The sequence below is a fragment of the Vibrio lentus genome, assembly GCF_030409755.1.
Lineage (GTDB): Bacteria > Pseudomonadota > Gammaproteobacteria > Enterobacterales > Vibrionaceae > Vibrio > Vibrio lentus.
This window is the reverse complement of sequence record NZ_JAUFQE010000002.1, coordinates 3,156,945-3,179,346: the sequence shown is the minus strand read 5'-3', so window position 1 is coordinate 3,179,346 and position 22,402 is coordinate 3,156,945. Positions and strand designations below refer to the sequence as shown.

Here is a 22,402-nt window from a genome sequence, read left to right as displayed (position 1 = left end):
GGGTATGCAGGTTTTTTTATTATGTGTTCAAAAGAGACATCGAAGCTTAGCTGTATTCTGAGTATTTTATACTCAAAATAATTGGAGTTGCAGCTAGGCAACAAGTAAGTTCAGCCCTATGAGCATAGGGGTTCTATGTGATTAGGGGGAACTTACGCACTTAACAACGCTGCAGCTTCAAGTATGAAGAGTATAATTACAACACAATCAGCATTTCTGATGGAGCATGAGGCGCAACAGCATGACCATAATGGTATTTTATGACCTTACGTCGTTTCTCCATCTGTCCCTCCTGGATCGCCGCATCTAAAACATGCTTTGGCAGGCGAAAACGCATGGTATAGCCTTTTCCTTGGTCGGCACTGTATGTCTTCAGTGCCAACAAGCTGAATAACCTATCAAAAGGATCTTGAGGTTCTTCATGGCTAATCGAATTGGCTTCTGACTCATTATCCATTTCATAACCAGGATGGTCTGAAGGATCCCAAGCCGACTGCTGCCTTCGTTTATCGTCCGGTTTTACCTTTCGTTCTGCATTGGTTTTTGCCAATGCTACTGCGGGAGCGACAGGCTCTCGAACTCTATTATCACGCGCAACTTGCTCTGTTTGCACATTAACGGATGGGGCGATCAGTGGCACACTTACTGCAGTTGCAGGTGACACAATCATCGCGAACTCTCCTCAAGAATCGCCCATCACTATTGCCATAACACTGCTGTGCTGAGTTACACAACAGGCATAGACCAAAACTTACCGCAATCAGCTCAGGAGAGAGTGAGGTCTGAGTATCATGCAACGCTTTGGTTATACCAATCGTAGTAAATAACTGCTCATCCTAGCTTGTTAAAATGCTCGATAACGGCGTTAGAATTTTTGATTGTAGAATAACTACTTATCAAAAAGCTCTGCCTTGTTCTCAAACCTTTTTCCTACGCTATCTTTGAACACTTACTTACTGTGATTGGTATTAGGTTATATATCGACCAAGTCAGCGATAAATTTAGCGATTATTTTTGTGCGAAGCTAATCAACTCACTGTAGAAGGCATCCGCTTCGGTCATAAATGGCGCATGCGAGGACTGAGTAAAGATGTATTGCTCGGTATGAGGCAGTGCAGCACCCAAATCTTTGGCAACTTTTATTGGCACTAAACCATCCAGTCGACCATACAAACGCAGTATCGGTACTGAAATCTGCGGTAATTGTTCACGTAGGTCGACATCAGACAGCATCTTTAAGCCAGCCAATAAAGAATCAGGGTTCGGCAACGGACGAGACAGCACTGCTTGCTTGAGTTGTTTAACATCTTGCCTTGCAGAAGGACTGCCCATGGCTTGCAGCGCCATAAAGCGTTCGATGGTGGTCTGAAAATCTTCAACCAGTTGCTCGGTGAATGCGGTTAACACGTTTGGCTGAATACCTCGCCATAATACGGGTTCTTTTTCGGCCGCGAATTTAGGGGAGCTGGCGACAGTCACCAGTTTGCTCACGTAATCGGAATGATGCAGAGCCATGTGTGTCGCGACCAAGCCCCCCAGCGACCAACCCACCCAAATCGCCTGCTTAGGTGCGTCAGCGATAAGTTGTTGGGCAATATCTTCAAGATCTTGAGCGTGACAATGCGCGCTATGCCCATACCCCGGCAAATCCACCACATGTACTCGAAAATCAGCTTCTAGTGCATTCACGGTTTGTTGCCATACCGCACCGTTCATTCCCCAGCCGTGAACCAGTACCAAATCAGGTCCTTGCCCTGAAACATGCCAATATAACGTGTCACTCATTCTCAATATTCCCTACTTATTTCATCCACCATCAAGGGTACGTTTCAGTATGGTGAGTAAAAAGAACACCACAACCCAAAAGCACTGCGAGCTATGTTATCTGATTGGCTACAAAAACACACACCACGGCTGGTCACACCTCAATGTCACCTGTGTAAATTGGATAAATCCCCCAATGATGCTCATCCGCGATGGTGTAATGATTGTCTTAATCTCTTCGAGCCAGTGCCGCGCTGTCAGCGGTGTGGCTTAAAAACTCTCACTACCGTCGAACAATGTGGTCAGTGTTTATCTAAACCTCCACCGTGGCATCGTCTTTATTGTGTGGGCGATTACACCTTCCCAACCGCGCGCTATATTCAGCAGATGAAGTATTCCGATAAGTTTTGGTTTGCTCGCGATCTGTCGAAGTTGTTAGCCTCACGCATTGACCATCCAGCCCCGCTGATTGCCAGCGTCCCTTTACATTGGACTCGATACATTCAACGCAGCTTTAACCAAAGCCAGTTATTGGCGAACTATACCGCTCAAGAATTAGGAGTGAAAAGTGATGTATTGTTTCGGCGAAATCGCGCCACGCTTTCTCAACAAGGGTTAACCAAATCTATAAGGTTGCGTAACCTGAACGGAGCTTTCACGCTTCTTCACCGCGACTTTGAAGCGACTGATTATCCTCATATTGCAATAATTGATGATGTTGTAACCACAGGCAGTACAGTGTATCAATTATGCCAATTACTACTTGAAGTGGGCGTGAAAAGGATTGATATTTACTGTATCTGCCGCACTCCTGAGCCCTCTGGATAAATAGTGTGAATCACTACTTGTACAGCAATCCAACAAAAAAGGGCTGAATTACAAATCTGACAGGAGTAGAATGGCGCTAATAACCTACAAATCTACTCAGGTATTCGTCGTGTCAAATATTACTATTACAGAAACCGCTCAAACTCATTTTGCCAATCTGCTGTCACAGCAGCCTGAAGGTACAAACATTCGTGTGTTCGTGGTAAACCCAGGTACGCAAAACGCTGAGTGTGGTGTTTCTTACTGCCCAACAGATGCTATCGAAGCGTCTGACACAAAGCTTTCTTTTGAAGCTTTCTCTGCGTACGTAGATGAGCTAAGCCTACCATTCCTGGATGAAGCTGAAATTGACTTCGTTACAGACAAAATGGGCTCTCAACTTACACTTAAAGCACCAAACGCGAAGATGCGTAAAGTATCAGACGATGCAACGTTGATAGAACGTGTTGAGTATGCAATCCAAACACAAGTGAACCCACAGCTTGCTGGCCACGGCGGTCACGTTAGCCTAGTAGAGATCACTGAAGAAGGTGCAGCTATCGTTGCATTCGGCGGCGGTTGTAACGGTTGTTCTATGGTTGATGTAACGCTTAAAGAAGGCATCGAGAAAGAACTTCTTCAACAATTCGAAGGTGAATTGACTGCCGTTCGTGATGCAACTGAGCACGATCGCGGTGAGCATTCTTACTACTAAGCACCTTACGACTAAGCACTCATACAGTCTTAGCCAGTAGAAAGTTAAAGATTTAATGAAAAGGTTGATGCGCAAGCATCAACCTTTTTTTGTGTTTAAAACAACAAGAGTACTTCCGAACCGTCTATTTCTCATTCAATGCCAATAATAACGAGCCGTTACCATTTGCAGTAAGGTATTCAAGTGATCGCAATCGGTTCCTGATTCAATAATTTCAGGATATGAAAACTAGGATCTAGGAACTCAACTCTATTTCCCCTATATTAGAATGACTTTATAAGAAAGAATTCCAATGAGCTAAGGAGCGAGCGCAATGACAAAAAGGACCAAGCCAGAAATTTTGGCTCAACAAACTGTCGCTCAATCAAAACTATTCTCTATCGAGTCTCTCGATTTACGCTTTTCCAACGGTGTAGAGCGTACCTACGAACGCATGAAGCCTAGCGGCCGCAACGCAGTAATGATGGTTCCGATTACTGAGCAGGGCGATATTCTGTTGGTGCGTGAATACGCAGCGGGTACTGAACGCTATGAGCTCGGCTTCCCAAAAGGACTGATTGATCCCGGCGAACAGCCAAATGAAGCCGCGGTTCGTGAACTAAAAGAAGAGATTGGCTTTGGCGCTAATAAACTCACGCCTTTAAAAGAAGTGATTCTCGCCCCCTCTTATTTCTCTAGCAAAATGACGCTGTTTATCGCAGAAGAACTCTATCCAGAGAAGCTAGAAGGTGATGAGCCAGAGCCACTAGACATTGTCCGCTGGCCACTTGCTCAAGCCGAAGAACTGTTAACGCATCTCGACTTCTGTGAGGCTCGCAGTATTACAGCTCTACTATTAGCCCTTCGTGTATTAAACAATAATTAGAACATTCAGGCTCGCTCGAAGAGTAAGAGAATATTTATGCCAATAACAAAAGATTTGTCTCACCTCCTCCCTCCAGTCATTGAGATCGCTCGATCGGCTGGACAGCTCATCTTAGAGATCTATGAGAAAAAGGATTACGAAGAGTTCACCAAGAGTGATGACACTCCCGTAACCAGTGCTGACCTTGCAGCACATAAGCTGATATTAAAAAAACTCAGTGAATTGACGCCTGATATTCCCGTATTATCTGAAGAAGACGCTGACATCAGCCTAGAGCAACGCTCTCAATGGGATCGTTACTGGTTGGTTGACCCGCTGGATGGTACGCAGGAGTTCATTGCAAGAAGTGGTGATTTCGCGACAATTATTGCCTTAATTGAGCATAACAAGCCGGTAATGGGCGTCGTGTACGCACCCGTTTCAGGCGTGAGCTATTATGCTTACAGTGGCAAAGGCGCTTGGAAGATCCCAGATCTTAATGACAGCGTGAAAATCAAAACGCATCGTCACGAGCTGCCAAACCAGTCAATCGCAATGGCGATCAGCCGTCGCCAAGACATCAACCGCATCACTAGTCGTATGAGCTCTGCTTGGAACTACGACTTGGTTCCTCTTGGCTCAGCAGCGCTTAAGGCATGTTTAGTCGCAGAAGGCGCTGTGGATTGTTATCTACGTATTGGACCAACCGGAGAGTGGGATACCGCCGCAACCCAGTGCATTGTTGAAGAAGCTGGCGGTCGAATTCTGAGCACTCAATTAGAGCCGCTCTCTTACAATGAAAGGGATACTCTAGAGAATCCAAACTTCATTGTTCTTGGTGATGCCGACTTGCCGTGGGCAGATATCTTACAAGGTAAAGACTAAACTCGACGGCTTTGATCGTGGTTAACCAGTTAAGCATTCAAACAAAATGGGCACCTCATTGAGGTGCCCATTTTTTATATCTCGTTATTTGATAACCAGCGGATGCTAGCTCAGAAGTCGATACCGGGTTAAAAACGACCTTGGTAAGTAAACTGATATTTACCCTGGCTGTCAGGGTTGCCCAACCACTTAAGCTGGCTCTGCATCGCTGATGGGAATTCAGCGCCTGGCTTAAACCATGCCGCCGAGGTGTAGCTTTGATTTGGCGTTACGCTCGCAGAGAACTCACTGTCCACTTGCTCACTCTTCTGGATGCCTTTAGCTGCAATAGTGTTGTCTTCACAGGTAATATCCGCAATCACAGGGCCGAGGTCTAATGAACCCACTGGCGAGTCGACAGCTGCACCAGACCAAGCAAGCGTACCTTCGCCCGATTGGCACCAAGGCTGAGCATGAACTGCGTGTTTGATCGTCAGTTCAACTTGTCCTGCAATAGACACTGGCACTGGGATAGCCGGCGCATATTTCATCACGTTTCTTGCTGGCATGGATGCGACTAAGTTTTCCGCGTAAGCACCGCTCATGCTGTACCCGACGCGTCCTTTACCTGATAAATTCATGTCGCTATTACGGCCAAAGCGAACCGCAAGCTCAGCTTTGGCTTGGAATAATTTAGAGAACTGGAAGTCCCACTGCACTGAGCCGTAATTGACACGCTGCCACGCAATATTGTTAGCGCGACCTTGCCAAACTGTACCCTCAACACCTTCAATGCTTAAACCACGCACGACGGGCGCATGCTTGAGAGCAAAAGCGGCAGGCAAATGCAACAACAAGCTTACCGAGAAAAAAACGATAAAAATGACGCTGAATAACAGGCCATATTTGAAAGATAAACCGCGTTTCACATTAACCTCGTTTAAACTGTAGTCGGTTGATCTCAATAACCCCAGGGCTATCAGAGCGATCAATATCCATAAACTCAACCTCAACACCCTGCTTTTCTTTCAGGTATGTCAGCCAGTCAACGAACTTATTAAATGGCACAGGCTTAATCCATACTTGCAGCATCTCACCACGTGGTTGCACGCGTATCAGCTCGATGTTAAACCGACGCATAGAAGCAGGCACTGATTGGTTTAAAGGCTGACTGGCACTGATGCCACCGCTGCCTCGTAGTTCAACCACTTGATTGGCTTTGTCCGTTACCCAAGCAAGAAGCTGCTTCTCACTTTGAATACGACTTTGTGCAAGTTCAGCTCGCTGACTGAGTGGCTGTAATAACCCCCAATAAACGACACCCAACACCAATAAAACTGAGCAACCAACAACTAATCGTTGCTCTCTTTGACTTATTGAAGTCCACCACGCTTGGAGTGGTTCAATCATATTTCTCATCACTGATCTCCTTACGCAGGTTATTGATGGGGTTTAAGAGTAAAGCTGCCAAATACGGCATCGCCATTGCGATTCAATGGCCCTTGCTCAACGACAAACTTCTCTTCGAGTTTCACCCTTACGGTCTCAAAGTGTTGGAAGTCAGAGCTTTTCGCCTGAAGTCGAACCTCAGAACGGTTACCATCATAACGAATGCTTTCAATTTCGATCGACTTCACTTGCCCTAAGGTTTCAGGCAACAATGCTAGCCAACCGAGTAAGGAGTCACCCTCGCCTGAGCCACCGTATTTCTTAGCTTCATCATTCATCTGACGCTTAAGGTAGCTTATTGTCGGAATTCGTTGTTTACCTGGCAGCACAGCTCTAAAAATACGTTCACTCTCGGCTCTGTAAGCTTCGGCTTGCGCTTCATACTGCTGAACCTTCAATACTTGTTGAGTCACAATCACGGCCACCAGCAAACAAGCAGCAATCGCCACTTTCTGCCAAACACGCCAATATTTACTGAATGAAGATTTGGTTTTAAAGGTGCCAGTCAGTAAATTCACGCTGCTTGTGATCGCTTGCTGACTCAATAAAGACATCACCAATTCAGCAGGCTTAGCTTGCCACTCCACACCACTTTGTTGTTGAACGTCGTCGCTCGGCATCGCGGTGTAGCTGAAAATTGTCGTCGCTTGCTCTTCCTCACCAGCAACAACCCAGTCACTTTGCAGGAACATCGGTAACCATGCTTCGCTAATCGATACGGCTTGATAGTGACCTTGGCGCAATAACCAATGCTGGTCTATCTGCAACGCACTGATGCCCTGTTCTTCAAAAGGCACGGCTAGTGTATCTGGCAGCACCTTACGGAAGATAATATTGGCTTCGCGAAACAGCTCTAAAGCGTGTTTTAGCCATTCACGATCCACACCACACACGGTAGCGTGACTCGCGTCTTTATCTAAAATAGTCAGATGTAAGTCTTCGATATCTTGTGCCACTTCGTCTTCTAACAAAAACGGCAACATAGAGTCGAACTGGCGAGCAGCACCTTTCGGGATCTCAACACGCTTAATTAAGCATTCATTTCCCGGCAATAAAGCGATACAGCTGCGCTTTTCAGCGTAAGGCGTTAACTCGTCAAGCTGTTCCCAGCTAGACAGTTCGCCACTTGCTATCACTTCTTGTTGGCTTGTCGACCAAACTAACCACTGCACAGGGCTTTGTGGTTCGCTACTCAGTCGAACGGTCAGAAACTCGCTCACTGATTCCTCCAAAACGACGGCGTACTACCGTCACTGTTTCTCGATTACTACTATAGAAAAGCGTCCGTATACGTACACGTGACTGCTCAACTAATACCTCTGCATCTAGCTCAAAATAGGCGCTATCTACAGTTAAATATGCTTTCGCTTTCTTGCTGACTTCGGCACTCACGCCAACAATGGCAGGTTCGGCCATAAATGCGTCGACCGTATCCCAACCATCAAACGGGCGTTTGTCTATCAGCTGCTTGGCATCCGATTCACTTAAACCAGGGGCAAACATCGCTTCCAATAAAGGCGCCTGCTTTTCCGTGAGAGTATTCACATTCAAACGGAAATCATCGGTGGGTAAAGCGCAAACAAATGGGCGAACCTTATTCATCACTTCACCAGTGACCTGATAAACCGCTCGCAGCTCAGATTCATCCGCCATTAAGCCATTCGCCGCCAAATAAGAGGGCTTCATCGCTTCATAGGTGCTGTCTTCTACGCCAGACGAAGAGGTGGTTCGGGTATCACTATCTACAAACTCCCAGCTGGAATTTGCGATGACCTCCGCCTGATAAGGCTCAACATCTTGGTTTTCCAACAAGGTTTGCCAAACCGTGATTAAATAAGGTGTCTGGTTACTTGAAGTCGTCGTAACCCCAGCCAAGGCATTAAGATTAAAACACGCCTGAGCGTCAACGATTCGACCCTTAACTTGGCCATAATCGAGCGGGTACACTTGCTCTTCTAACGCCCACGGCTGGCTTAAGTTTACGGTATCACTGTCTTTGTAGCTTTGCCTAATGCCGTCTTGCACAAGCGCTTCCACACCAATGCTGTACCAGTAAGCTTGCTGGTAATTCAATTGGTTACCAACACGTTTAAATTGAGTAAACAGACGTTCAGACATGCTGCCAGCAATAGTGGCCATGATCGCCAATAGCATCAGAATAATGATCAGCGCGACACCATGTTGTTTACGTCCCAAGGCTGACCTTGTCGCTATACGCTTATTAGTTCGATGAGTCATTATTCCCCTCACTACTGCCTGAAGAGTCATTACTTGAAGCATCATCGGCCTGATCTAGGGTGCCACCGGGAGTGAGATAAACACGCTCTATCTCACCATAGTCTTTCAGTGTCAGCTTGAGCCTCACCGCTTTCGGCAGGGACTTATCGGTTTGCCACTCTTTACCCCAGCGACTCCCGTCATAAAACTCGATTTCAAAACTTTCGACATCATCAAGCAAAGGGGTAATCACACCTTCTTGCCCTGCAGGCGTATCTGGGTAACGCCACCATACACGCTCAAGTGTTTCTTCTTTGATGCGGTAGCCAACTTTCGTTACTTCTCCGCGAGGAAACTGCTGCTGCGGGTTGTGCCAACCTAGGCGAGTAAACATGATGCCAACACTGTCGGAGTCCAGTAAATACTCTTTCATTAAGATCAGCTTAGATGATGCTTCTTCACCATTGGTACGAAATTTTCGTACCGCCATCTGGCGAAAATCATTATCTAAAATGACTAAGCTACGTTGCAGTTGATTTAAACGAGCACTGCGCTCAATTGAGAGCTCGTTGCTGCGCTGAACCTGATTCACTACCTGATAAGCCGCCATACTTAACGTGGCAAAGATAGCGATCGAGACCAAAACTTCAATTAGGGTAAAGCCTTTACCTTTGGAAGAAAGACCTGGTTTACGCGGCGTAGGCTTATTTGCCGACATGCTTTTATTTAGCGACATGGTCTTAGTTGACCACACGCTCTTAGTTAACCACATAACTTCGCACCGTAACGACTGGAGACGCTTTCTTGCTGGTTGCCGCACTCACATCAAACGCCTTTAATAAATTATCGCTGGTATCAATGGGAGTCACCTTCCAGAACCACTCTCTTCCCGCTAACTCTTGCGTGCCCTGCGCTTTTTTAAGCTTCTCAGGATGCAGCATCACTAAGGCCATTTGATTATCAACGACCATTGCTGCGAAGGTTTTTTCTTCTAGATAGCTGAGTGTATTAATGTGCTGGGTGACGGCACGAATCACACTGATCGCCGCTGTAGCGAAGATAGCGAGCGCAACTAATACTTCAAGCAGAGTCATTCCTCGAGAACCAAGAGGCATACCACGAGAACGGTTATTCCTCTTCATCTTCTTCTCCCGGCTCTAGCAATCGAATCACACCATTATCTAACACTCGAATACGCCAGCCATCTTGCACGGTATCACCGGTGTTTGGGTAGAAAGAAAGCGTAAACGGTGTCGTTTCAGCACTCGACAAGATGTAGATCTGTGGTGGCTTTGGCTTCTTTTCCTCTTCCAGATCCGCAAACATATCTTCATCAAATAAGCTTCCCGGATTAAAAAGGCGATCGTCGTCTTCCCACGCGCCGCCACCGAGTGTCAGTGTCAGTGCGAGGTCTTCTGGTAATTCAGTTGAAGAGGGGATCTTTTCGAACTCAGTTTCTTGCCAACCATCAGACTTCAAAGTCATCAAAACGTAAGTCGATTTCTTTTCATCAACACGAACACCAAAATCTAAACCACTCAAAATAGCCTCTTCATTGAGTAGCTGAATTCGCTGATAAAAGCTTTGAGCGTATTTTTTGGCAACATCTTTGCTGTTGGTAGGAATGGTCGAAATCACCGCGACCGCCGTTACTGACAGTAGTACCAACACCAAGAGAATCTCAATCAAGGTGAAACCTGGCTGTGTTTGCTTAGTTTTCACCTTGTAGACTCCATCTGTTTACGTCCTACCATCAATAACGTATCAAGCTCAATAACTTATCAACCAACAGGAACGAATCAAGCAACAAGCCGAAGCTTATTGGAAATCCTGCATGTTCCAGTTACCGATATCCGCAGCGATACCTTCACCGCCTTCTTGACCATCAGCGCCAAGAGTGAAGATATCAATCGTACCGTTGTCACCAGGGCTTAGGTATTGGTACTCATTGCCCCAAGGGTCGTTTGGTAGACGCTTGATGTAGCCACCGTCACGGTAGTTACGAGGCTCTGGACTGCTTGGTTTTGTCACCAATCCATCAAGACCTTGATCCGTCGTTGGGTAAACGCTGTTATCCAACTTATACATATCTAACGCGTTTTCTAGCGCCACGATATCCGTAATGGCTTTTTGTTGATCCGCTTTCTCTTTGTTGCCTAAAAGGTTAGGTACAACAAAGCTTGCTAAAACACCAAGGATAACGACAACAACCATGACTTCCAAAAGAGTAAAGCCTGACTGTTTTTTCATTTTATTTTTCATTATTTTCTCCAAATTACAGATAGCGAGTTAAGGGAAATGATGTCCTTTTTCTCGATAATCCAAAAACTAACGTCTGATGAGCAGTACGTTAACCACTCATTAAATTGTTCATTTCAAGCATTGGCATCAGTGTCGCCATCACGATAAACAGCACTAAGCCTGCCATCAACGCGATAAGGGCTGGGGTAAAGATACCTAGAGCGATATTAACCGTCGACTCAAAGCTTTGGTCTTGGTTGTCTGCCGCTCTTGTCAGCATCTGTTCCAACTGACCACTCTGCTCACCACTGGCAATCATATGCAGCATCATCGGTGGGAAGAGCTTGGTTTGATCGAGCGCTTTACGCAGGCTCGCGCCTTCTCGAACGCTGTCTGATGCCTGTAATACTTGCTGTTTCACATGGTGATTCGACATAACATCAACCGCGACCTTCATCCCTTCAAGGATTGGAATCGCACTCGATGTACAGATAGAAAGTGTTCGTGCAAAGCGAGAGGTATTGATCCCTTTCGCTATCTTGCCGATCAGCGGGATACTCAATAGATTGCGATCCCAACTCATACGAACGCCCGGCTTTTTCAGCGCGGTCTTCACAAGAACAATCACACCAAGGGTCAGCAACAGTAATTGGATACCCCAATTCTGAATAAATTCACTCGATGCTAATAAAAATTGTGTCGATTGAGGAAGTTCTTGGCCCATCTGAATAATCGGCTCTACGATCTTAGGCACTACCGTTGCTAGTAGGAACGAAACAATCGTCACCGCAAACACCACCAGCACGATTGGGTAGATCATCGCTTGCAGCAGCTTAGAGCGCATTTTCTGACGATTCTCAGCGTAGTCAGCCAGTCGTTCCAATACCGCATCTAAGTGGCCAGATTTCTCACCAGCTGCGACCATGGCTCTAAACAGCTCATCGAAGATGTGAGGGAAATCAGACAGACTGTCCGCTAACGAATAACCTTCCGTCACCTTAGAGCGAACTGCCAACAACATAGTTCGAATACGTGGCTTTTCAGATTGCTCGGCTACCGCTTTCAAGCACTCTTCTAGCGGCATTCCAGATTGGACTAGCGTTGATATCTGACGCGTAATCAAAGCCAAATCAGGTGTACTAATACCGCGTTTAAAGCTGGTCGACGGCTGAGCACCTTTTGCTGTTTTTGCTTTAGCCTCGGTCATCTCAACCGGCATCAAGCCAAGTTCTTTTATTCTTTGTCGAGCCTGACGAGCATTATCTGCTTCAATAGAGCCTTTTTTGCTTTTGCCTTTGGCATCCAATGCTTTGTATTCAAATGCCGCCATACTAGACTTCCTTGGTCACGCGCATCACTTCTTCTAGGGACGTTACCCCTTTCAGAACTTTGCTCAAGCCATCATCGCGAATACTTGGGGTTGTGCCACGAATTGCCTTCTCAATGGCCTGTTCTCCAGACTCACTGTGAATCAACTCTTGTACCGAATCATCAATCATCAATAGCTCATGAATACCGGTACGACCTCGGTAACCTTTGTGGCTACAGTGGTCACAGCCTTTGGCATGATAAAGGGTTAGGCTGTCTTTCTTCTTCAGGCCAAACAACTTTTTCTGTTCTTTGTCAGCTTCGTACGGTTCTTTACACTCGCTACACAAGGTTCGAACCAAGCGCTGCGCCAGAACACCGAGCAGTGAAGAGGAGATCAAGAAAGGTTCAATACCCATATCACGTAGACGCGTAATCGCACCTATCGCGGTATTGGTATGGAGAGTCGACATAACCAAGTGACCCGTCAAAGAAGCTTGTACTGCAATCTCGGCGGTTTCCAAATCACGGATCTCACCAATCATAACCACATCGGGATCTTGACGAAGAATCGCACGTAAACCGCGCGCAAAGGTCATATCAACCTTAGGGTTCACTTGTGTTTGGCCAATACCATCAATATCAAATTCGATTGGATCTTCAACAGTTAGGATATTTCGCTCATTGCTGTTGAGCTCTTGTAGACCAGCATACAAGGTTGTTGATTTACCAGAACCCGTTGGGCCGGTCACCAAGATGATGCCGTGTGGGCGCTGAATCAGCTTACGGAAGTTCTCGTGGTTCTCTGCCGTCATGCCTAAGCTGTGCAAGTCTAAGCGAGTGGCGTTTTTGTCCAACAGACGCATTACCACACGTTCACCGTGCGAAGACGGCATGGTTGAAACACGCACGTCGACCGCTCGGCCACCAATACGCAGAGAAATACGACCATCTTGTGGCACGCGTTTTTCCGCAATATCCAGCTTAGCCATAACCTTGACACGTGAAACCAACAGCGGGGCCAGTTTGCGGCTTGGCGCAAGAACATCACGTAATACACCATCAATACGGAAGCGGATAGACAGTGACTTCTCGAAGGTTTCGATATGAATATCCGAAGCACCCTCTTTGATCGCCTCACCCAGCATCGCGTTGATTAACTTGATGATTGGCGCATCGTCTTCTGATTCAAGCAAGTCTTCGTCTTGAGGCAGCTCTTCTGCTAGAGAGAAAAAGTCGTCGTTGTCGGCACCAATGTCTTCCATTAGCTGACGAGCTTCCGACGAGTCACGCTGATACGCGTCCGTCAGTTTTTTATCAAATTCGTCTGCGCCGATCGCTTGTGGCGTGAAACCATTTTTCACAACACGACTTACTTCAATGATCGCCGCCGATTTCAGTGGCTCAACATAATAAAGTATCGGTGCACGCTCTGGATGTTGATACTCCAACACCATCTTGTAGCGATTTGCAAAGCTAAACGGCAAGCGCTGATAAGTACTTGCCGCCCCTACCAATTGAGCCATTATTCTGTTTCCATTTGATCGATGAAGGCTTGGATCTCAGCCGGGTGATTCATCTCTGCACCAAATTTAGGCAATACCGGGATGTTATCGTCATCCATCAGTTTCAGGCCTTGCTCTGACTTATACAGCTGCTCAGCACGGATGAAGTTGTATTTACGCTGAGTGATACCATCGGCTGTCATACCATCACGAATAATGGTTGGTTTGATGAAGACCATTAAATTCTTTTTCTCAACCTGAGTACTGGTTGATTTGAACAGGTGTCCGAGAACAGGGATGTCGCCTAGGAATGGTACTTTGGATTCACTTTCCAGTGCGCGCTCATCAATCAAGCCACCAAGTACCAGCATCTGACCATCTTGAACAATCACTGACGTATTTAGCTGACGCTTAGCAAAACGAACATCAACAGCCCCGTTTGCACCTAATACGTTCGATACTTCTTGTTCTATTTGCAATTGAACCGAGTCGCCTTCATTGATTTGTGGCACGACTTTCAGCTTGATACCCACTTCTTTACGTTCAACCGTTTGGAATGGGTTATCGTTGCTTGAGCCTGCTGTAGAGCCGGTTAGAACAGGCACCTCTTCACCCACAATGAATGAAGCCTCGCCGTTATCCATCACGGTAATACTCGGAGAAGATAGGATGTTAGAGTTTGAATCGGTTGCTACCGCACTGATCAACGCTGTCCAATCGCCCATAACGACACTCATAGCAGCACCATTCACGCCAGAAAGTGCAGAAGCTAACGTTGAATAATCACCTGATTCGGTTGTCGTTTCATTACGTACAAAGGCACCATTGTCATCATATACTGCGGTAGTCGTTTCAGTGTCTTTGGCTTCTTCTAAACCAACCATCACACCACCAATCGATGCACCTGTGTTGCCGTACTGAATCACAGCACCAGTATCAAGGTTACCCCATTGCACACCAAGGTTAATGCCGTCACCTTCTGCCATTTCGACAATTAAAGCTTCAATCAATACTTGAGCACGACGAATATCCAGCTGTGCGATCACATCTTGTAGCGCATTCATAATGTCTGGCTGAGCCGTGATCACTAAAGAGTTGGTGTCACTGTGAGCAGAGATCATCACTTGATTACGTTGCGATGAACTGCCTTTGGTTGATGTCTGCTTTTCTGATTGCAGGTTGTCCGACACGCCTTTCAGCACATCGACTAAATCTTCGGCTTTTGCGTATTTAAGGTAAATTACTTGGTTGTTGCCTTTGGTTGCCATTTCAACATCAAGCTGTTCAATCAGCCTTCTTAAACGGCTACGTACCTTAGGGTCGCCTGAGATAAGAATCGCATTGGTACGCTCATCGGCAACTAATTTAGGTTGTAGAAATGCAGGTGTGTTTTTCGCATCGGTGGTTTTGCTCAATGCATCGACAATACGCACCATTTCTGCCGCAGAAGCATTCTTTAGCTCAACGACTTCGATCTCTTTATCACCCGCTTGGTCAACACGCTTGATGATCTCTGCTAAACGATTAACAACGGCTGCACGGCCAGTAATTAGAATGATATTTGCAGGGTCGTAATGCACAACGTTACCCGCACCCGCATTATCATTCAGCTGGCGAAGCAAAGGAGAAAGTTCACGTACTGAAACATTACGAACGGTCACGACGCGTGTGACAACATTGTCGCCATTGATCGTGTCACCGTCTCCAACAACTGGAATTGCCGACGTTTTAGAATCTTTGGCTTTGATGATCTTAAGAACACCCGAGTCCATTTCGACCACCGCGTAGCCATACACTTCTAAAACATTTAAGAAGAAGCTGTAATATTGCTCTTCATTGAGCACATCGTAACTACGAACATCAATTTTCCCGCGCACCGAAGGGTCAACGATGATCGTCTTCTCTAAGTTGCGGCCAACAATATTAATAAACTCTTGAATGTCAGTGCCCTTAAAGCTGGCACTAAAATCACTCGCTATGGCTGCGGGTGTGCAGATTAAGCTTCCTGCCAATAACCATGCACTTTTCTTAAACCAATGCTTCACGTACTTCTCCTACACTTTCGTCCTTCGTTAGACGCAAAGTTTTAAAATTCAATAAACACTTCATGTTGTTGACCATCTCTCTCGACCACCAGGTTTAGCTCTGTCAGTTCTGAGATGGAACGGAATATGTTGCCCATAGCAGCAGGGTCTGTCAGGTCTTGTCCATTTAACTGAGTCGCAATATCTCCGTTTTGGAGCCCAACAGAGTTAAAAAGTTCTGAATCTTTGCCAGGGCTCACACGATAACCGATCACTTTATCGTCACGCTTCACCTGAGACAGTCGAACATATTGGAAGATTTGTTGCGGATCTTTCATTATCTTCGCTTTAATTTCATCAAGCTTCTCTTCTGCAGAAGCTGGGTTGTTACCACGGACAGAAGAAGAGGCACGGGGTGGTGCCGGTTCTGAAACGGCCAGACGCTTGTACTCAATACCTTCAAGCATCAAGGTTTCATCTCGGCCTGAGTTATCGATAATCACGCGATCGACTAATACCGCTTTTAACTTAGCGCGCGTGCCTTCGATCTCTTCGTTAATTCCGTAGGTTGCTTGTGTGCCACGATTCGCAATCACAGCTAAGCTTAATTTGGGGTTAGAGCTGGCAACCGCACCCACCAAAACCAGATTCAGTCGCGTTTTTGGAGCATCTTGAATAACTTGCTGCTCAACCACAGCAGGCTTGGTTGGGTTATATGCGCCAAAAAAGTTGCTCTGCTGCAAAGAAGAGATATCAAGAGTCGATTGAGGAGCAGAAGACGATGAAGCCGTTGCTTTCCAAGGCACAACGGTTTGCTCGGCAGGTTCGATAAACCATGCAAGCTGTCCTAAAATCCATGCGGAAGCTGCGATTAACACACAACAAAGAACAAGGCTCAGTTTCTGCTGGAGTAAAAATCCATTCTCTAAAAATCGGCTCAGCACCGGAGAGTTATCCATGCGAAGTTTGAGCTCTAAAAAGTTCACGTTCCCTAACCCTTTCTATAACGAATAAAGCTGTAACCTACTAAACTATCAGCTTTTTTGTTCATAAATTCTGTTCCAGCTTATTAAAAGCATAAGATCCTGAACTATATCATAGCAAATCTATAAATCGGCATTACCTGAGCTATTTTGTAATCTTCCTTGAAAAAAAAGCCAGTCGCCTCCACATAAGCTTCTACTAAATGTGATAAGCGTCATCAAATAAAATAAGTTGCATACTGTGATTAACAGTTAAACCGCATTCATTTCTAACTGAAAAGGCACTGTCCTATATGAAAACGACTAATGAAGCTGTCAGACTCGATAAATGGTTGTGGGCAGCACGCTTTTATAAGACTCGTTCAATTGCTCGCAACATGGTCGATGGTGGCAAAGTCCACTATAATGGTCAGCGCAGCAAACCTAGCAAAATCGTAGAACTTGGTGCAGTAATTACTCTGCGCCAAGGTAATGAAGAAAAGACGGTCACCATAGAGAAAATATCCGCACACCGTGGCGGGGCGCCAGTCGCTCAGACACTCTATGAAGAAACCACCGAAAGCTTGGCAAAAAGAGAAGAGTTTGCACAACAGCGCAAACTTAATGCTCATAGCCCAGCACCAGAACGTCGCCCAGACAAAAAGCAACGTCGTGACATCATCAAGTTCAAGACTCAATAAGCTAGAAGGAATAGCCAAATGGCAGACCCAATGTCTACAAGTAATGTTTTAAATCGCTACCTATTTGAAGACCTATCAGTACGTGGTGAATTGGTACAAATGGACGAAGCGTACCAACAGATTATTTCTAGCAAGGAATACCCAGCGCCAGTGCAAAAGCTGTTGGGTGAGCTACTGGTTTCAACGACGCTACTAACGGCGACTCTAAAGTTTGAAGGCTCTATCACGATGCAACTGCAAGGTGATGGCCCAGTATCTCTCGCTGTTATTAATGGCGATAACGATCAGAAGATCCGTGGTGTTGCTCGCTTTGACGGTGATATTGCTGACGACGCAGGCCTACACGACCTGATAGGTAAAGGCCACCTAGTGATCACTATCGATCCTAAAAAAGGTGAGCGTTACCAAGGCATCGTTGGTCTTGAAGGTGACACGCTTGCTGAAGTACTTGAAGGTTACTTCGCAAACTCTGAACAGCTAAAGACTCGTCTATGGCTGCGCACGGGTGAACATGAAGGCAAAGCACACGCTGCTGGTATGCTTCTGCAGGTTATGCCTGACGGTACTGGTACGCCAGATGACTTCGAACACCTAGAGCAGTTAACTGACACTGTAAAAAATGAAGAGTTGTTCTCTCTAGAAGCGAACGACCTGTTGTACCGTCTATACAACCAAGAGAAGGTTCAGGTATTTACCCCACAACCGGTTGAGTTCTTCTGTGGTTGTTCTCGTCAACGTAGTGGTGCGGCTATCATTACTGTTGCTCAAGAAGAGATCTACGACATCATCAGCACTGAAGGAAGTGTGGCTCTTCACTGCGATTACTGTGGCACAAACTACTCGTTTGACAAGAACGACGTTGACGCACTGTACGCAGAAGCAGCAGATAAAGGCGACAATACGGTTCATTAATTTACAGCGTACCAAAAACACGTAATTTACCCTACAAAGGTCAGCACTCAGCTGGCCTTTTTTGTGATCAAAATAGCGCAAAGCCCGTAACATCTCGTAATAAAATCACCGCTTAATTTTAATCAATTAATAATGTTCTCGCCCCTAGCGCAAAGGTTTGCGTACAGGATAGACTAGTTAGGCCAATATGTGACGAGACGCTTAAAACCCCAAGATTAATATGGATACTTTTTGAGCTGTATCCCTGTTTCCCCAGAGTCTCGTTGCTAGCATGGTGAGCAGATAACAATAAAAAATTAATACAAAATCCCTACAAAATATCCTACAAGGAGCACCTATGACCGTTATGGAACATACTAAGGCTGCACAAATTGATCTAACTAAGCACGGACTGACTGGCGTTACTGAAGTTCTTCGTAATCCTAGCTACGAGCAGTTATTCGTTGAAGAGACACTGCCAGGTTTGGAAGGCTACGAAAAAGGCGTAGTAACGGAACTAGGCTCTGTTGCGGTTGACACTGGTATCTTTACTGGCCGCTCACCAAAAGATAAGTACATTGTTAAAGATGACACCACGCGCGATACCATGTGGTGGTCAGATCAAGGCAAAAATGACAACAAACCGATTACAACTGAAGTATGGGATGAGCTTAAAGAGCTTGTGACAACTCAGCTATCTGGCAAGCGCCTGTTTGTCATTGACGGTTACTGTGGTGCTAACCCTGATACGCGCTTAAGTGTACGTATTATCACTGAAGTAGCGTGGCAAGCGCACTTCGTTAAGAACATGTTCATTCGTCCAACAGACGAAGAGCTAGCAACGTTCGAACCTGATTTCGTGGTAATGAACGGTGCTAAAACAACTAACCCTAACTGGGAAAAGCAGGGTCTAAACTCTGAAAACTTCGTTGCTTTCAACCTAACAGAACGCGTTCAAATCATCGGTGGTACTTGGTACGGCGGTGAGATGAAGAAAGGCATGTTCGCAATGATGAACTACCTACTTCCTCTTCAAGGCATTGCTTCAATGCACTGTAGTGCTAACGTCGGTGAAGAAGGCGATGTAGCGATTTTCTTCGGTCTATCGGGCACAGGTAAAACAACCCTATCAACGGATCCTAAGCGTGAGCTAATCGGTGATGATGAGCACGGTTGGGATGACGATGGCATCTTCAACTTTGAAGGCGGTTGTTACGCGAAGACCATTCGTCTATCTAAAGAAGCAGAACCTGAAATCTACAATGCAATCCGTCGTGATGCACTGTTAGAAAACGTAACGGTTCGTGGCGATGGTTCTATCGATTTTGATGACGGTTCAAAAACAGAGAACACTCGTGTTTCTTACCCGATTCACCACATCGACAACATCGTTAAGCCTGTATCAAAAGCAGGTCATGCTCAAAAGGTTATCTTCCTAACTGCTGATGCATTCGGTGTACTACCACCCGTTTCTAAACTGACTCCAGAGCAAACGAAGTACCACTTCCTATCTGGCTTCACTGCGAAACTAGCGGGCACTGAGCGTGGTATTACTGAACCAACACCAACGTTCTCTGCGGCATTTGGTGCGGCATTCCTAACTCTTCACCCAACTCAGTACGCTGAAGTACTTGTGAAGCGTATGAAAGCGGCTGGCGCTGAAGCTTACCTAGTGAACACAGGTTGGAATGGCACAGGCAAACGTATCTCAATCCAAGATACTCGTGGCATCATCGACGCTATCCTAGATGGCTCAATCGACCAAGCTGAGACTAAGGTTATCCCTATGTTTAACCTAGAAGTACCGCTAGCGTTGCACGATGTTGACCCAGCGATTCTTGACCCACGCGACACGTACACTGACCCACTACAATGGGAAAGCAAAGCGAAAGATCTAGCAGAACGCTTCATCAACAACTTTGATAAGTACACTGACAACGCTGAAGGTAAGTCACTGGTTGCGGCTGGTCCTCAACTGGACTAATCCAACCATCTGCTCGGGCTTAGCCATAAGCGAACGCCCAATTTAAAATGATATTTTTGTAGCAAGCCCCTCTTTTGAGGGGCTTTTTTGTTGATGCTTGACCCTTTTTGTTCCACTCTGTTTTAAGACGATTGAAATTTAAGGCTTTCAGGGAATGAAAAAGGTATTCATGGTGTTCGGCATTGTGTTGGCTATCGCCGTTGCAACTATCGCAGCGTTGCTATTAAGCCTGCAGACGCAATACCGTGCGGATGTTGCTAACTTTTTTATCAAACATGCGATTGAACAACCTGTGCTCATTGAAGATGTTGAGTATCAGGCGCCTTATCACATCACCTTAATGGGCGTTACCCAAAGCCAACCCGAAAAGCAGGCACCTCTATATATCGACAAGATCGATCTTTGGTTCAGCCCTAACTCAATTGCAGAAGCCAAACTGGTCTTTGAATCTGTGTTGATCAGTGGCCTGCAATTGGAAGCAGACGATCTAGAGACATTCACGCAATTATTTACCCAGCCAAACATCAAACTCCACCAGCTGGCCATCAACAATCTCGATTTTTCAACGCCAGAGTTTAATGCTCGAGGCATCGACCTCCAGATCTCATATCCAACATGGGACGACAGCAGCTCGCTACTACCCTATGGCAAAATCCAACTCTCAGCCTCGCAGCTGTATTGGCAAGGCGAAGCGTTTGATAACCTGTTGATTGACCTAGACCTTAAACCGAGTGACAGCACCCTTTATGGCGCTTCATTTGATTGGCGTGGCGCCAAAATTTCCGGACAAGCAGAGCAATATAAACATGATTGGTCATTAGTGAATATCACCATCGACGGCCTGCGACTCAACGAGAAACAGACCCAAAGCCTCTTGAGCAAAAAATGGGATGGAGCAGGTATTCAGATAAACCACATCAACAGTTTAGATATCTTGCGCAGCGATGTGGAATGGAAAAGTGGCCACTTAGCTGGCTTCGATGCTTCATTAGAAAATGTTCAGGTACCGTTTCAGCTGTGGCAGCAACAACAAGCCACCTTTTCCCTACAAGCAGAAGGCGTCACCATCGATGATGACTTGTTTGTCGACCCGAGTATTCAGTTAAACCTTCAACCGGAACAGATCCTGATTGAGGATTTCTATACGCAATGGCGACAAGGCAGTATCCAAATGAACGGGACGGTAACACCAAGCTCAGTTGAACTCGCACAACTTGATGTTCAGGGCATAAAATGGATTACTGAAAGCCAAGATGAAAATCTACCGGCCACTCGTTTAATCCCTTGGCTTACACAGCTACAGCAAGCCTCTATTCATCGACTAAATATAGAGCGTAGCCAACTCATCCAACTCGCAAAAAAACCTTACTGGCAGGTCTCAGGACTTCATGTCGAGGGGCATCAGGTTCAACTGCTACAAGATAGAAAACTAGGATTGTGGCAAGGCAAGTTAATGGCCAGTGCCAATGATGCCAGCTACCAAAATATTCTCAGTGCTCAGCCTGTGGTTGAAATGAATAGCGAGCAAGGAAAATGGACGCTGACACGCCTGTTTGCACCATTGAAGAATGGCTATATTGAAGCGAATGCCACTCTCGACTTTAACCAAATCAGCAAGCCATGGAGCTTAGATATTTCTGCCGATGGGTTACCGATAGCACCCATGCTGCAGCGACTTGAATTACCACTCGATGCAACCGGCTATGGCGAGTTTGAACTTCAAGCCGCAGGTTTATATGGCGACTCACTGATGCTCGGTTATTCAACCACAGGGCAACTCACTGGCAGCGTTCGCCAGGGTGTGATGACCTTTAACGACACGCTTTCTGAAACCTCAACCGATAACGTCTTCGAAATCCCAGAGCTTAATGCGAATTTTGACCGTGGTCGCTTCACTCTCGAACCAATGCACATTATTGGTGCATCCGCAGCAGAGCAAGGTACACAAAGAGTTCAAACGCTCAACGGTGAGGTCTCTGGAGAGCTCGACTTGCTTAAAAACGAGCAACACACTCTCTCGATTACCCTATCGGACACATGCCATCAAATCTCAGGAAAGCTCACCCAAGCTGAGTATTCGGAGATTAACGACTGCCAACAAAAAAGCGCCACTCCTCAGGAGTAGC

The 22,402-nt window shown here is 46.1% G+C and carries 22 protein-coding genes; 8 read left to right on the top strand and 14 right to left on the bottom strand.

Annotated features, from left to right (window positions below; genetic code table 11):
• Positions 1-196: 196 nt before the first annotated feature.
• Complete coding sequence (locus tag QWZ07_RS22865; protein WP_017107878.1) at positions 197-670, bottom strand: hypothetical protein; 474 nt, start codon at positions 668-670, stop codon at positions 197-199.
• 338 nt (positions 671-1,008) lie between these two features.
• A complete protein-coding gene (gene bioH / locus QWZ07_RS22860) occupies positions 1,009-1,785 on the bottom strand; it encodes a pimeloyl-ACP methyl ester esterase BioH (protein WP_192853261.1) in 777 nt (258 codons plus the stop codon).
• Positions 1,786-1,878: 93 nt separating this feature from the next.
• Between bioH and QWZ07_RS22855 the strand changes: the two genes are divergently transcribed.
• The 4 genes from QWZ07_RS22855 to cysQ all read left to right on the top strand — a co-directional run bounded on the left by QWZ07_RS22855 (position 1,879) and on the right by cysQ (position 5,015).
• Positions 1,879-2,592 (top strand): ComF family protein, encoded by a 714-nt coding sequence (locus QWZ07_RS22855; RefSeq protein ID WP_192853260.1) that lies wholly within the window; start codon positions 1,879-1,881, stop codon positions 2,590-2,592.
• Positions 2,593-2,701: 109 nt separating this feature from the next.
• On the top strand, positions 2,702-3,286 hold the full coding sequence (gene nfuA / locus QWZ07_RS22850) for a Fe-S biogenesis protein NfuA (RefSeq protein ID WP_009848013.1): 585 nt from the start codon (positions 2,702-2,704) through the stop codon (positions 3,284-3,286).
• Between the two features lie 313 nt (positions 3,287-3,599).
• Complete coding sequence (gene nudE / locus QWZ07_RS22845; RefSeq protein WP_065106065.1) at positions 3,600-4,151, top strand: ADP compounds hydrolase NudE; 552 nt, start codon at positions 3,600-3,602, stop codon at positions 4,149-4,151.
• Positions 4,152-4,187: 36 nt separating this feature from the next.
• Positions 4,188-5,015: a 3'(2'),5'-bisphosphate nucleotidase CysQ gene (gene cysQ, locus QWZ07_RS22840; RefSeq protein WP_192853259.1), complete on the top strand. Its 828-nt coding sequence runs from the start codon at positions 4,188-4,190 to the stop codon at positions 5,013-5,015.
• A 128-nt stretch (positions 5,016-5,143) separates the two neighbouring features.
• On the opposite strand, the gene QWZ07_RS22835 is transcribed toward cysQ, so the two are convergent.
• The 12 genes from QWZ07_RS22835 to gspC form a co-directional block, all read right to left on the bottom strand.
• A complete protein-coding gene (locus QWZ07_RS22835) occupies positions 5,144-5,923 on the bottom strand; it encodes a type II secretion system protein N (protein WP_102291904.1) in 780 nt (259 codons plus the stop codon).
• Between the two features lies 1 nt (position 5,924).
• Complete coding sequence (locus QWZ07_RS22830) at positions 5,925-6,413, bottom strand: type II secretion system protein M (protein WP_017086954.1); 489 nt, start codon at positions 6,411-6,413, stop codon at positions 5,925-5,927.
• A 20-nt stretch (positions 6,414-6,433) separates the two neighbouring features.
• Positions 6,434-7,663: a type II secretion system protein GspL gene (gene gspL, locus QWZ07_RS22825; RefSeq protein WP_192853258.1), complete on the bottom strand. Its 1,230-nt coding sequence runs from the start codon at positions 7,661-7,663 to the stop codon at positions 6,434-6,436.
• Complete coding sequence (gene gspK / locus QWZ07_RS22820) at positions 7,632-8,681, bottom strand: type II secretion system minor pseudopilin GspK (protein ID WP_192853257.1); 1,050 nt, start codon at positions 8,679-8,681, stop codon at positions 7,632-7,634. The genes gspL and gspK overlap by 32 nt, the downstream gene beginning before the upstream one ends.
• Entirely contained in the window at positions 8,665-9,432 is a 768-nt protein-coding gene (gene gspJ, locus QWZ07_RS22815) for a type II secretion system minor pseudopilin GspJ (protein ID WP_192853256.1), read from the bottom strand. The genes gspK and gspJ overlap by 17 nt, the downstream gene beginning before the upstream one ends.
• Complete coding sequence (gspI, locus tag QWZ07_RS22810; RefSeq protein WP_102311765.1) at positions 9,419-9,802, bottom strand: type II secretion system minor pseudopilin GspI; 384 nt, start codon at positions 9,800-9,802, stop codon at positions 9,419-9,421. Before gspI ends, gspJ begins: the two co-directional genes overlap by 14 nt.
• Positions 9,789-10,382, bottom strand: coding sequence for a type II secretion system minor pseudopilin GspH (gspH, locus tag QWZ07_RS22805; RefSeq protein ID WP_102343936.1), 594 nt, complete (start codon positions 10,380-10,382; stop codon positions 9,789-9,791). The genes gspI and gspH overlap by 14 nt, the downstream gene beginning before the upstream one ends.
• Before the next feature lie 96 nt (positions 10,383-10,478).
• Entirely contained in the window at positions 10,479-10,922 is a 444-nt protein-coding gene (gspG, locus tag QWZ07_RS22800) for a type II secretion system major pseudopilin GspG (protein WP_004735601.1), read from the bottom strand.
• Positions 10,923-11,010: 88 nt separating this feature from the next.
• Complete coding sequence (gspF, locus tag QWZ07_RS22795) at positions 11,011-12,231, bottom strand: type II secretion system inner membrane protein GspF (protein WP_065106059.1); 1,221 nt, start codon at positions 12,229-12,231, stop codon at positions 11,011-11,013.
• A gap of 1 nt (position 12,232) precedes the next feature.
• On the bottom strand, positions 12,233-13,735 hold the full coding sequence (gene gspE / locus QWZ07_RS22790) for a type II secretion system ATPase GspE (RefSeq protein ID WP_076667664.1): 1,503 nt from the start codon (positions 13,733-13,735) through the stop codon (positions 12,233-12,235).
• Positions 13,735-15,759, bottom strand: coding sequence for a type II secretion system secretin GspD (gene gspD, locus QWZ07_RS22785; RefSeq protein WP_017109211.1), 2,025 nt, complete (start codon positions 15,757-15,759; stop codon positions 13,735-13,737). Before gspD ends, gspE begins: the two co-directional genes overlap by 1 nt.
• A gap of 41 nt (positions 15,760-15,800) precedes the next feature.
• The gene (gspC, locus tag QWZ07_RS22780; protein ID WP_065106058.1) at positions 15,801-16,697 is read right to left on the bottom strand and encodes a type II secretion system protein GspC; all 897 of its coding nucleotides are present in this window, start codon (positions 16,695-16,697) and stop codon (positions 15,801-15,803) included.
• 317 nt (positions 16,698-17,014) lie between these two features.
• Between gspC and hslR the strand changes: the two genes are divergently transcribed.
• The 4 genes from hslR (at position 17,015) to QWZ07_RS22760 (ending at position 22,401) form a co-directional block, all read left to right on the top strand.
• Positions 17,015-17,401: a ribosome-associated heat shock protein Hsp15 gene (gene hslR, locus QWZ07_RS22775; protein ID WP_004735595.1), complete on the top strand. Its 387-nt coding sequence runs from the start codon at positions 17,015-17,017 to the stop codon at positions 17,399-17,401.
• Positions 17,402-17,419: 18 nt separating this feature from the next.
• On the top strand, positions 17,420-18,313 hold the full coding sequence (gene hslO / locus QWZ07_RS22770; protein ID WP_123302158.1) for an Hsp33 family molecular chaperone HslO: 894 nt from the start codon (positions 17,420-17,422) through the stop codon (positions 18,311-18,313).
• Between the two features lie 337 nt (positions 18,314-18,650).
• A complete protein-coding gene (gene pckA, locus QWZ07_RS22765; RefSeq protein WP_192853255.1) occupies positions 18,651-20,276 on the top strand; it encodes a phosphoenolpyruvate carboxykinase (ATP) in 1,626 nt (541 codons plus the stop codon).
• Between the two features lie 154 nt (positions 20,277-20,430).
• A complete protein-coding gene (locus QWZ07_RS22760) occupies positions 20,431-22,401 on the top strand; it encodes an AsmA family protein (protein ID WP_390226388.1) in 1,971 nt (656 codons plus the stop codon).
• The last annotated feature ends 1 nt before the right edge of the window (position 22,402 follow it).

What these genes read in the sequence shown, in the direction of transcription:
- bioH (WP_192853261.1), bottom strand. Translation starts at nt 1,785, where the DNA reads ATGAGTGACACGTTATATTGGCATGTTTCAGGGCAAGGACCTGATTTG.
- gspF (WP_065106059.1), bottom strand. Translation starts at nt 12,231, where the DNA reads ATGGCGGCATTTGAATACAAAGCATTGGATGCCAAAGGCAAAAGCAAA.
- nudE (WP_065106065.1), top strand. Translation starts at nt 3,600, where the DNA reads ATGACAAAAAGGACCAAGCCAGAAATTTTGGCTCAACAAACTGTCGCT.
- hslO (WP_123302158.1), top strand. Translation starts at nt 17,420, where the DNA reads ATGGCAGACCCAATGTCTACAAGTAATGTTTTAAATCGCTACCTATTT.
- gspJ (WP_192853256.1), bottom strand. Translation starts at nt 9,432, where the DNA reads ATGTGGTTAACTAAGAGCGTGTGGTCAACTAAGACCATGTCGCTAAAT.
- cysQ (WP_192853259.1), top strand. Translation starts at nt 4,188, where the DNA reads ATGCCAATAACAAAAGATTTGTCTCACCTCCTCCCTCCAGTCATTGAG.
- QWZ07_RS22855 (WP_192853260.1), top strand. Translation starts at nt 1,879, where the DNA reads ATGTTATCTGATTGGCTACAAAAACACACACCACGGCTGGTCACACCT.
- gspK (WP_192853257.1), bottom strand. Translation starts at nt 8,681, where the DNA reads ATGACTCATCGAACTAATAAGCGTATAGCGACAAGGTCAGCCTTGGGA.
- QWZ07_RS22830 (WP_017086954.1), bottom strand. Translation starts at nt 6,413, where the DNA reads ATGAGAAATATGATTGAACCACTCCAAGCGTGGTGGACTTCAATAAGT.
- hslR (WP_004735595.1), top strand. Translation starts at nt 17,015, where the DNA reads ATGAAAACGACTAATGAAGCTGTCAGACTCGATAAATGGTTGTGGGCA.
- gspI (WP_102311765.1), bottom strand. Translation starts at nt 9,802, where the DNA reads ATGAAGAGGAATAACCGTTCTCGTGGTATGCCTCTTGGTTCTCGAGGA.
- gspC (WP_065106058.1), bottom strand. Translation starts at nt 16,697, where the DNA reads ATGGATAACTCTCCGGTGCTGAGCCGATTTTTAGAGAATGGATTTTTA.
- gspE (WP_076667664.1), bottom strand. Translation starts at nt 13,735, where the DNA reads ATGGCTCAATTGGTAGGGGCGGCAAGTACTTATCAGCGCTTGCCGTTT.
- gspG (WP_004735601.1), bottom strand. Translation starts at nt 10,922, where the DNA reads ATGAAAAATAAAATGAAAAAACAGTCAGGCTTTACTCTTTTGGAAGTC.
- pckA (WP_192853255.1), top strand. Translation starts at nt 18,651, where the DNA reads ATGACCGTTATGGAACATACTAAGGCTGCACAAATTGATCTAACTAAG.
- QWZ07_RS22865 (WP_017107878.1), bottom strand. Translation starts at nt 670, where the DNA reads ATGATTGTGTCACCTGCAACTGCAGTAAGTGTGCCACTGATCGCCCCA.
- QWZ07_RS22760 (WP_390226388.1), top strand. Translation starts at nt 20,431, where the DNA reads ATGAAAAAGGTATTCATGGTGTTCGGCATTGTGTTGGCTATCGCCGTT.